At 72.5% G+C, this 10412-nt stretch carries 10 protein-coding genes; 7 read left to right on the top strand and 3 right to left on the bottom strand.

Annotated features, from left to right (window positions below):
• From ABZ281_RS21120 to ABZ281_RS21090, 7 genes are all read left to right on the top strand, one after another.
• A partial coding sequence (locus tag ABZ281_RS21120) for a glycosyltransferase (RefSeq protein ID WP_356657594.1) occupies positions 1-1041 on the top strand: 1041 nt, incomplete at its 5' end.
• Positions 1023-1856, top strand: coding sequence for a PIG-L family deacetylase (locus ABZ281_RS21115; RefSeq protein ID WP_356657592.1), 834 nt, complete (start codon positions 1023-1025; stop codon positions 1854-1856). The genes ABZ281_RS21120 and ABZ281_RS21115, both read left to right, overlap by 19 nt.
• Positions 1844-3409, top strand: a complete 1566-nt coding sequence (locus tag ABZ281_RS21110) for a phospholipid carrier-dependent glycosyltransferase (RefSeq protein ID WP_356657590.1) — start codon at positions 1844-1846, stop codon at positions 3407-3409. The genes ABZ281_RS21115 and ABZ281_RS21110 overlap by 13 nt, the downstream gene beginning before the upstream one ends.
• Positions 3402-4499: a glycosyltransferase gene (locus ABZ281_RS21105; RefSeq protein WP_356657588.1), complete on the top strand. Its 1098-nt coding sequence runs from the start codon at positions 3402-3404 to the stop codon at positions 4497-4499. Before ABZ281_RS21110 ends, ABZ281_RS21105 begins: the two co-directional genes overlap by 8 nt.
• Entirely contained in the window at positions 4496-5806 is a 1311-nt protein-coding gene (locus ABZ281_RS21100; protein WP_356657586.1) for a beta-galactosidase, read from the top strand. Before ABZ281_RS21105 ends, ABZ281_RS21100 begins: the two co-directional genes overlap by 4 nt.
• Before the next feature lie 10 nt (positions 5807-5816).
• Positions 5817-6881: a GNAT family N-acetyltransferase gene (locus ABZ281_RS21095; protein WP_356657584.1), complete on the top strand. Its 1065-nt coding sequence runs from the start codon at positions 5817-5819 to the stop codon at positions 6879-6881.
• A gap of 130 nt (positions 6882-7011) precedes the next feature.
• Positions 7012-7767 (top strand): TetR/AcrR family transcriptional regulator C-terminal domain-containing protein, encoded by a 756-nt coding sequence (locus ABZ281_RS21090; protein WP_356657582.1) that lies wholly within the window; start codon positions 7012-7014, stop codon positions 7765-7767.
• Here the strand turns inward: ABZ281_RS21090 and ABZ281_RS21085 are convergent.
• The 3 genes from ABZ281_RS21085 to ABZ281_RS21075 all read right to left on the bottom strand — a co-directional run.
• Entirely contained in the window at positions 7733-8557 is an 825-nt protein-coding gene (locus tag ABZ281_RS21085; RefSeq protein ID WP_356657580.1) for a DUF427 domain-containing protein, read from the bottom strand. The genes ABZ281_RS21090 and ABZ281_RS21085 overlap by 35 nt on opposite strands.
• A gap of 54 nt (positions 8558-8611) precedes the next feature.
• Positions 8612-9595, bottom strand: a complete 984-nt coding sequence (locus tag ABZ281_RS21080; protein WP_356657578.1) for an aldo/keto reductase — start codon at positions 9593-9595, stop codon at positions 8612-8614.
• Positions 9596-10262: 667 nt separating this feature from the next.
• Positions 10263-10412, bottom strand: a 150-nt coding sequence (locus ABZ281_RS21075; protein WP_356657596.1) for a LuxR C-terminal-related transcriptional regulator, incomplete at its 5' end; no start/stop codon positions are given.

The following is a 10412-nucleotide window of genomic DNA, read 5'->3' as shown; positions in this document are numbered from 1 at the left end:
GCCGGTTGTGCCTGCCCTGCCACGGTAGGCAGCGGGGGTGTCAGCCCGCTTCTCCACCGGCTGCCGCTCGGCTGGGCCGGACCACGCCTCGGACAGCTCCTCTACCACGCGGTACTGCCGGTCACGGCCCGCAGGCTGCCGCACGATGTGTGGCTGGAGAGCTTCACACCGCCGTTCTCCACGGGGTTCCTGCCCTTGTTCTCCCGCGGCCGGGTGGTGGGGCTGGCCCAGTCGCTCAGCGGGGCGGCGATGTCACGCCGCTACCACCTGCCGTTCGCCCTCGTCGAGCGGCTCGGGCTGCGGTTCTACGAGGACGTCGTCGTCCTGAACGAGGCCGACACCGCGACCGTGCGGCGCCACTCCCCCCGGGCCGTCACGCACATCATCCACAACGGCGTCGACCTGCCGCCCGTCGCCCCCCGACGGATCGGCGAGGGCGACTACATCGCCTTCCTGGGGCGGGTGGAGGTGCAGGGGAAGGGGCTGGACCTCCTGCTGGCCGCACACGCCGCCGGCGCGCCGTCGATGCCGCTGCTGCTGGCCGGCGCGGGCACCCGTGGTGAGGAGGCCGGGCTCGCCGCGCTGATCGCCGCGACCGGCGCCGACGCCCGCTGGGTGGGCGAGGTGACGGGGGCCGGGAAGCAGCGGTTCCTGGAGGACTGCGCCTTCCTGGTGCTGCCGTCCCGCAGCGAGTCCTTCGGACTCGTGGCGCTGGAGGCCATGGCGTACGGCAAGCCGGTGCTGCACTTCGATCTGCCCACCCTGCGGTGGATGGACGGCGGTGACATCGCTGTCCCCGCCTTCGACGTGGACGCCCTGGCACGGCAGTTGCGGGATCTCGCGGCGGACGAGCGGATACGCCGCCTGCTGGGACACATGGCGTACCGGACCGCGCAGTGCTTCTCGTGGGAGCAGACGACGGGTCAGTACCTGGCACTCGTCCAGCGGCTGCTGGACACGCCGGGCCCGTCCAGGGGTACCGGGACGGCCGCCCTGGAAGCGAGGCGGGAGGGGGCAGGGTCATGGCAGCGGATCCACTGACCACCGCGATCGACGCGGGCACGCCGCTCGTCGTGCTCTCCCCGCACCTTGACGACGCGGTCCTGTCCTGCGGGGCGCTGATGGCATACGCCGCGGGCCGTACATCCGTACGGGTCGCCACGTTCTTCACCGAAGCCGGTGCTCCGCCGTACACGCTCTCAGGGCGGCACTACCTCCGGCTGTCCGGATGGTCCGACGCCGAGTGCCTGTACCGGGAGCGTCGTGCCGAGGACGAGGAAGTGCTGCGGCGGCTGGGCGTCGGCGGGGTCCATCTGGGGCTGACCGACGGCCTGTTCCGTCGCAAGCCGGCGTCGCCCGGCCGGCACGGGGAGTGGATGCACCGCGCCCTGCCCGAGCCGGCGCACGTCTACCCGACCTACCGGCTGCACGTGGCCACGGGCCGGATCTCCCGTCACGACTCCGGCACCCTGGCCCGTGCGCGCGCCGTGCTGGAGACGCTGGCGTCGGCACCCCGGACCATCCTGCTGGCCCCCTCGGGGGTGGGCCTGCACGTGGACCACGTCCTGGTGCGGACGGCCGCCGAGCTCAGCCGTCAGCGGGTGGTCTACTACAGCGACTTCCCCTACAACCAGCAGCACCGCCTCGACCCCCGCTTCGTCGAGCGGAACGGGCTCGCCGGGGTGGAGTGGTCACGCGGGCTGGCCGGCAAGGCGGCGCTGGTGCGCGGGTACCGCTCGCAGGCGGACGCGCTCTTCCCGGGCGGCCGTGTCCCCGAGGTTCCGGAACTTTACCTGCTGGCCGGCGGTCCTCCGGCGGACGGCAACGGCACGAGAAGTGCGCCATGGCCGTCGTGAGCAAGGCCCTGCCGGTGTCGGTGGCGTGGCTGCGCAGCCGGGCGATTCCCCTGTGGCTGGTGGCGGGCCTCATTGCGGCGCTGACCGGGGCGGTCCGTCTGGTCGGGTTCGGACAGACACCGGACGTGTTCGGCGACGAGGTCTACTACTGGCACATCGGCCACTCGGTGGAGTCCGGAGGCTTCCCCCGGTACAAGGGCTGGCTGTTCTTCCTCCACCCGCCCGGCTACTTCTACCTGGAGGGCGGCTGGGAGAAGCTGTTCGGCGCCCAGGCGGACGTCATCTCCGGGGTGCACCAGATGCGGCTGCTGAACGCCGTGCTCGCCATGATCACCGCCGCCGTGCTCGTCCTTCTGATCACCCGCGTCACCCGGTCCGTCCCCGCCGCCGCGGCGGCGGGTCTGGTCTTCGCCTTCGACCCGTTCATCCTGCGGCTCAACGACCGCGTCCTCATCGAGACCTCGATGATGCTCTGGGTCCTGCTCGGCTATCTCGTGCTGATGCCGTTGACGGAGTCGGACCGGCGCCCCAGAGCGCGTGGCCGGGCGATCGCCGGCGGGCTGCTGTTCGGCCTCGCCATCCTGACCAAGGACGTGGCGGCCCTCATCACGGTGCTGCCGCTGCTCGCCGCCGCGCTGTTCACCTGGCGCTCGCGGCGGTCCCTGCCCCTGATCGCCGCCGCGTCCGCCACCGTGCCGTACGCGGTCTACGTCGTGGTCGTCTGGTCGGCGGGCCACTTCGACGCGCTGTGGGCGGTGAAGACCCACGGCATCAGACGGCTGCTGGGGCAGGTCCAGGAGACCGGATTCAACTCGGCGGGCGCGCCGCCCCTCTCCCAGCGCGTCGCCGAGGAGATGAGCAACTTCGGCAGCACCTACGTGCTGCTGGCGCTGGGTCCCCTGGCGGTGATCCCCCTACTGCGTCGCGGCAACCGGGCTCAGCGTCTGCTCGGGCTCTGGTACCTGTCGGCGGGCATCGCTCTCGCCTACGCCGTGCTCAAGGGCACCCTGGAGGAGCAGGCGCTGTACATGCTCCTCGTGCCGACGATCGTGGTCGTGGCCATGGCGGCCGTACGGCTGTGGCAGGGGCGTGCCGGACGCCCGGCGCTGCGTGCCGGTGTCGCACGGACCACGACCGTCCTCGTCCTCGTGGGAGCCCTGGCAGGCTCCGCATTCACCTACGCGCAGACCAGGGCCCGGCCGGACGACGGCTACCCGCAGCTGCGCCAATACATGCTGGACCACGTGCCCGTGGGCAGCCGGGTCATCTCGACGAGCGGTTCGGTGGACCTGATCCTCGAGGACCGCTACCGCGTCGGCCGCTGGTACAAGCCGCAGGACCGGGCGAGAGTGAGGGCGACGTACATCGTCGCCTCGTGGCGGCTGATCGACCAGGGGTACTCCCCCTTCACCCAGCGCCAGGTGCGGGATCTCACCCGCCAGGGACACCTGGTCTTCTCCTTCCACGGCCGGACCTACGGCACCGTGGCGGTGTACCGGCTGCCGTTGCCGCCGGTGTCGCACGCGGCCGGGGCGGGCGGCGGCGGTGGCTAGCCGCCGGGCGCGCTCCCGGGTGCTGCTCTTCACCAGCGGTCCGTGGGAGGGCGGGGCGGGAGCCGACACGCAGCTGGCGGCGTCGGTCGCCAGCTGCATGCCCGACCGGGACTTCCTGTGGTTCAGCCGGTGGCCGCGGCACGGGCCGCGCGGGACGCGTGGCGACGGGGGCGTTCCGCTCGTGTCCCGGGACGGCGCGCCGCACTTTCCGGAGCGGCTTCAGGCCGCTCTCGCCGGGAGCGTCCTGGCGCGGCGTACGGATCTGGTGCACGCGATCCTGACCATCGGCGGGACCTATCCGCTGTTCTCCCGGCTGCGGCGGGGCCTGCTCGGTGGCGGGCCGGTCATCCACACGGTGCCCGGGGTGATGGACCCCGGGCTGCTGGAGCGGGCTCGGCCACTGGGCGGCGTGACCGTCGCCCTGTCGGAGGCGACGGCGGGGCAGTTGCGGGCCGCGGGGTTCGGGGACGTGCGGGTGATACCGCCGCCCCTCCCGGTGGCGGGGGGGGCGTGGCCCCCACCCCCCCGGGCGCCTCGGGGGGTCCTGTCCCCCCGCCACCACGACCCCGCGGGCGGCGCGCGGGAGGCCATCGCCGCCGCGGCGCAGGCGCACCGCTCGGGGGCGCGCTTCCGCCTGGTGCTGGCGATGCGGGGCCGTCCGGGGCAGGACGAGCATGCGCTCGGGAGGGACTTGCGGGTCCTCGCGGCCCGTGAGGGGCTTCCCGGGGTGGAGGTCCTCGGGCATGTGCCGGACATGCCAGGGCTGCTGGCGGCCACCGATGTCCTGCTCTTCACCCCGCGCGCCCTGGGCGGGAAGGCGGACGTCCCCTTCATCGTGCTGGAGGCCCTCGCCACGGGACGCCCCGTGGTCCTCTCCGACCTTCCGCAGTTCGCCGCACTGGACCCCGCGGGGCCCCGGGCCCCGGTCGCGGACCGGGTGCGCACGGGTGAGCTGCTGTCCCTGCTGCTGCAGCAGCCACGGCGCTGGGAGATGCTGGCCCGGTGTGGGCGTGTCACGGTGGAGGAGCGGTTCGGACCCGACCGCTTCCGCACCGAGTACGAGCGTCTGTACCAGGAGTCCCTGGCATGAACCCGGCACGGCGACGAACGGCCGGCACGGTCAACCGGGCCGCACCGTACCGCAGGCAGATCGGTCTCCTCGCGGCCGCTGTCCTGGTCGCCTCGTGCGCCCCGGCCGTGGAGCGGGACGACACCCGGCGGCACTACGTCTTCGGCACGTTGCAGACCATGGCGGAGAAGGCGCCTCTGGAGCGGAGCAAGGGCATCGAGGTCGCACATCTGCAGATTTTCTGGGACCGGTACGAGACCCGGGAGGGCCACTTCTCCTCCCGGTACCGGGACGGTGTCAGGCGGTCGCTGGAGCGGCTCCAGCGCGCGGGATCGCTCGTCGAGGTGAGCCTGGGGCTGCATCACGCGCCGGGCTGGCTCTTCGACGCGTACCCGGAGGCCGCCTATGCGGACCAGGACGGCAACCGCCTCACCGACGCGCCCAACATGGTCTTCAGCCAGACCGTGCGCGAGAAGGCACAGCGCTACGTGGCCCGGGTGAACCGGGACCTCGGGCTCGACAACTTCTGGGCGATCCGCGTCGGAGTGAGCGGCACCGGCGAGTTCGGCTACCCCTCGGGGGGCGGGAACAACTCCTACTGGGCCTTCGACGCCAACGCCCAGAGCCCGTCCCGGGCCGACCGGCCGCCCGGGACCCCCGCGAACCCCTACCCCGGCTGGAGACCCGGCCAACGCAACTATCGCGGAACGGAGTTCACCGAGGCTCAGGTCCGCGCCTGGTACGACTGGTACCTGCGGGCGCTGTCCGGCGCGGTGAACTGGCAGATCGAGTACTACAGGTCGCTGCGCTATCAGGGGTTCCTGAAGGTGCTGCTGGCGGGCAGCGGCTACTACCCGCGCGACTACCGGCGAGCCGTCGAGCAGCGCCTGGACGCGTCGGCCGGCAACCGGCTGGTCGCCCTCGGGGTCGGCTTCTTCCGGACCGTGGGACAGATCCGCGCCCGCCACAACGTGCAGATCGTTCCGACGTCCCTCGTGGACGGCACGGGGGTGCCCCGCAACAACGGCTGCTCCCCCGAGGACCGCGAGGTGGACGTCCTTTCCCCGCCCGAGCGCGTGCACGGCCAGTGGTCGTCGATGCGCTGGGTCAGCCGCGTCGCCCGGCAGCACGGCTTCGCCCTGCTCAACGGGGAGAGCGCCGGGACGCAGGTCAGCCCCTACCATCCCGGCGTCATGTCCACCGCGGCCCGCCAGATGGAGACGTGCGGGCTGCGGGGGCTGATGTGGGCGTTCGACAGCAACCTCTACGACGGAACCCCCGGGTCGTCCCTCGCGGACTACTCCGCGGTGATCTCCCGGTACCACTGAGGTGATTTGGATGGACGTCACGGTTCTGCGTCCCGACGAACTGACCCCCGGCGACCTCACCGCGTGGGGTGCCATGCAGCGCGCGGAGCTGCGACTGGCCAGCCCCTTCCTCGCCCCCGAGTTCGCCCGGGCCGTGGGTCGCAGGCGTGCCACCGCCCGGGTGGCACGCCTGCGTGAGGGCGGCGGCACCGTCGGGTTCTTCCCCTTCGAACAGCACGCCCTGGGATCCGGCAAGCCGATCGGCTGGGGGTTCTGCGACTGCCAGGGCCTCATCCACCGGCCGGGCCTGGACTGGGACCCGGTGGAGCTGCTCAAAGCCTGCGGTCTCGCGCTCTGGGAGTACGACCATCTGGCCGCTGGCCAGACTCCCTTCGAGACCGGAGGCACGCACACCCGCGCAGCCTCCCCCGTGATGGAGCTCGACGGCGGGCACCAGGCCTACCTCGAACGGCTGCGGCCGAAGGTGCTGCGCACGGCGCGGGGGCACGAACGCAGACTGGCCCGCGATGCGGGGCCGCTCCGGCTCGATTTCCACACACCCGACCCCGCGCTGATGGACACCCTGGTCCGCTGGAAGTCCGCGCAGCTCCGGTCCCGGGGACAGCGCGACCCGCTCTCGCAGGGCTGGTTCCTGGCGATCCTCGGGGAGCTGTTCGACCTGCCGTCCGAATCCTGCTCGGGCACGCTGACCGTGCTCCGCGCGGGCGAGACCCCCGTCGCCATGCTCTACGGGCTGCGGTCACGTGAGGTGTACGCCACCTGGTTCCCCGCCTACGACACCCGGTTCGCCAAGTACTCACCCGGGATCCTCCTGCACCTCAAGTGCGCCGAGGCAGCGGCGGAACGCGGCATCGCCCACATCGACATGGGCAAGGGCACCTCCCGCTACAAGGACGCACTGAAAACGGCGGACCTCACCGTCTCCGAGGGATACGTCGGCCGGCGCACCCCCGGGGCGGTCCTCGGCCGGCTGCGCAGGGCGTCGAGCCGCACCGCCCACACGGCGATCAACGCCGACCCGCGGGTCCACCGCGCTGTGGTCAGGGCCGTCGGCGCGGTGGACCGTCTGCGCTGACCCGCGACCTGCCCCGTCCTGGTGCGGCCTCCCGGCCGGCCAGGGCCCCGCGCCCTACGATGCAGGTGTACGCGCCGGGCCCGCGGATGCCGGGCCCCCGGGAGTCCCGTTGGGGGACGAGGAGGCCGCCATGACCGAGCAGCGAGCCCGAGGCCGCGGCAAGGGCGGTGCGGCCACGACCCCCGCCCGCCGCGCCAGCGACCGCGGCCGGTACGGCCGGCTGAGCCGGGAGCGGGTGCTGGCCAGCGCCCTGGCGCTGGTGGACCGTGAAGGTCTCTCGGCGCTGAGCATGCGCCGCCTGGGCACCGAGCTCGGCGTGGAGGCCATGGCGCTGTACCGGTACGCGTCGAGCAAGGACTCACTGTTGGACGGGCTGGTCGAGGCCTTGTACCTGGAGCTGGAGGAGCGGCTGGCCGCCGACGGGGAGGAGGCCCCCGACTGGCGGGCCGAGCTGCACCGGATCGCCCGGGCGACCTACGACGTGTGTCTGACGCATCCGCAGGCGGTGCCGCTGCTGGCCACGCGTCTGCTGGCGGTCCCGCTGGCCCGGCGGCCCTCCGCGGTCCTGCGCGATCACGAAAGGGTACTGGCCCTCCTGCGGGGCGCCGGGTTCGACGAGGCGACCACGGCCGACGTGTTCCGCGCCTTCACGGCCTGGCTGCTGGGCTACGTGTCCGTGGAGCTGCGGCCGACGGTCGACAACCCGGACGAGACCGACCCGGCCTTCCGGCTGGGGCTGCACCGGCTGTCCGCGAAGGAGTTGCCGACGCTGCGGGAGACGGCGGCCGCACTCGCCGAGCAGGGCGGCCCGCAGGGCCTCACGGCCGGGCTGGACGCCCTGCTCGACAGCTTCACGAGCGGCTCCTCCTCCGCAACATCCGGCTGAACGGTGTCTCCGGCCGCTCCAGGCGCTCGCCGTCCAGCGTGATGTCGACGACCTCGTTGAAGAAGGCGACGCGCCCCCGGATCGCCGCCACGGCGGGCAGCGGCTCGGGGTAGGTCCAGACGAGGTTGGGCGGCACATCGGCCTCGCCGCGCCAGGACCAGTAGGAGGCGGTGCCCTTGTAGGGGCATCCGGTGTGGTGGTCGGTGGCGTCGAACAGGTCGAGACGAACGTCCTCGCGGGGGAGGTAGTACCGCGTGGGCAGGGACGTCTCGAAGAGCAGGACCGGGGCGCGGCTGTCGGCGACGACCTGCCCGTCGACCTCGATCCGCACGTGCCGGCTGCTGGACAGCGCGTCGACGCGTTTGTGCGGGTCACGGGGGTGGATGAAGATCTCCTCGTCCTCCTCGTACCAGTGGTCGAGGCCCGTGTCGGTGCGCAGGAACCACTCGAAGGCGATGTGGCCGGCCAGGTCGTCGGCGGGGAACGTCCAGGCCGCGTTCCGGCGCACCTCGCCGTCGGCGTCGAGATCGTAGAAGATCCGGGAGGCGGTGTGGGCACCCGTGGGCGGGCTCTCGGCCGGGCGGAGGAGGTCGGTGCGGACGTCCTCGCGGGGGAAGACGTACTGCGGCACGGGCAGGTGGGGCTCCCAGACGAGCACCGGGTGCCGGCTGTCGACGACGGTGACGTCGCCCTTGCGGCCGCGCACCCAGCGCTCGCTGGGTTCCCACAGGAGGCCTTCCGGGGTGGTGCGGATCGAGCGGGCGGATGGGTGGGCCGGGCGGGTCGTCATGGCCGGTGCTCCTTCGGAGGTCCGGATGCCGTTCCCCTCCACCGTCCCACGGTCTCAGTGCGCCGCGTCCAGCCGGGCTCGCTGCTCCGGGGTGAGCTCCAGGTCCACCGCGGCCAGGTTCTCCTCCAGCTGGGCCACCGAGGAGACCCCGGCCAGCGGAACGACGGGCAGGTCGCCGCCGATCTGCCAGGCGAGCACGACCTGGTTCACCGTCGCACCCGTCTCCCGGGCCACCTCCCGCAGCGCCGCGAGGCGGGCCGGGGTGCCGGGGTGGTCGAAGTCGGCGGGCAGCCGCTCCGGCCGGACGTAGGCGCCCTTGAGCAGCGGCGAGTACGCGACGAGGGTCAGGCCGGGCTCGGCCCTCAGGTAGCCGAGCAGGTCGGGAGCTGCGTGGCCGAGGCTGCCGTCCGGGAACAGGGCGTCGGGGACGTCGGTGCGAGGGCGCAGGTGGGTGTGCGCGTACTGGAGGACCTCGTAGCCGGGCAGTGCGGCCGCAGCGGCGAGGGCCCGGGCCCGCTCGACGCGCCACACGGCGTGGTTGCTCACGCCGAGCAGTCCGACGGTGCCCTCGGCGACCAGGGCGCCGAAGGCCTCGACGGTCTCCTGGAGCGGCACGGTGTGGTCCTCTATGTGCGCATACAGCAGGTCCAGCCTCTCCAGGCCGAGCCGTTCCCGGCTGCGCTCGGCGGACTCGCGGATCACCTTCGCGGACAGGCCCTCGGGGTGGTCGGTGTAGCTGGTGCCGGGTGCCAGGGGGCGTGCGCCGAGCTTGGTCGCGACGACGATCTCGTCGCCGATGCCGCGGCTGCGCCGCCAGCGGCCGAGGAGTCCCTCGCTCTGGCCGCCCTGGCCGCCGTCGGCCCAGAACGCGTAGTTGTCGGACGTGTCGATGAAGTTCCCGCCGGCTTCGACATAGCGGTCGAGCACGGCGAAGGACGTCGCTTCGTCCGTCACCGAGCCGAACAGCATCGCGCCGAGCGCGAGCACACTCACCTCGCGGCGGGTCGTGGGGTCCGTGCCGATCGTGCGGTACCTCATGGGCCTCTCCCTCTGGCGGGCCCCGGGGGGTCGGGGCACGCAGGGGAGTCTTCAGCTTGGAGTGCTCTTGAGGTCAAGGGCGTGCGCACAGCGCGCACGCACGACGTGTGCACACGACGAAAGGGCCCGCAGGTATCGGCCTGCGAGGCCCTTCACCCCGTCGGGACGACAGGATTTGCGTCGGCGCGCCGCAGGACTTCCTCAGGACTGCGGACGGCTGCCGTGGTTCGCGCCGTTCTTGCGGCGGGCCTTCTTCTTGCGACGTCGCTTTGAGGACATCGACCCTCCTCCTACTAGCTGTTGGACACTATCCACCGGATTGACGCGTGCGGTGATCACAGAGCGCCTTTCCAGCCGACACGACGGCAAACACACACGATGCGATGCACACCGGTGGCCTTCCTCACGGCGGTGGCCCGACTTGGCTCGTCGGACGGCTCGACGACGGATGCGCCGTTCGGACGGACGCGCCGCCGCACCGCGAGCAGGACCGACCATGCCTACAGCCCGAGCGGGCCTGTACGCCCTCGGCGGCACGTCCCGGATCGGCACGCAGTGTCATCGGTGTGCAAGGCTGTGGATCAGTCCGAGCCAGGATGATGCTGGTCCACGCCCTTGACGGTCCTTGTTCGGGATCGAGCTGCGGGGCGCTCGGGCGCATGCTCGGTCAGCGTCGGATGAGGCCGAGGTCGGTTGCGGTGGCGACGGCGGCGGTGCGTGAGTCGACGTCGAGCTTGGCGTAGATGCGGGCCAGGTGGGACTTGACGGTGCCTTCTGTCAGGTGGAGGCGGTCGCCGACGGCCTGGTTGGACAGGCC

Source organism: Streptomyces sp. NPDC006265, assembly GCF_040613555.1.
Taxonomy (GTDB): domain Bacteria; phylum Actinomycetota; class Actinomycetes; order Streptomycetales; family Streptomycetaceae; genus Streptomyces.
Note: the sequence above shows the minus strand (reverse complement) of the source record. Positions and strands in the feature narration are given on the sequence as shown.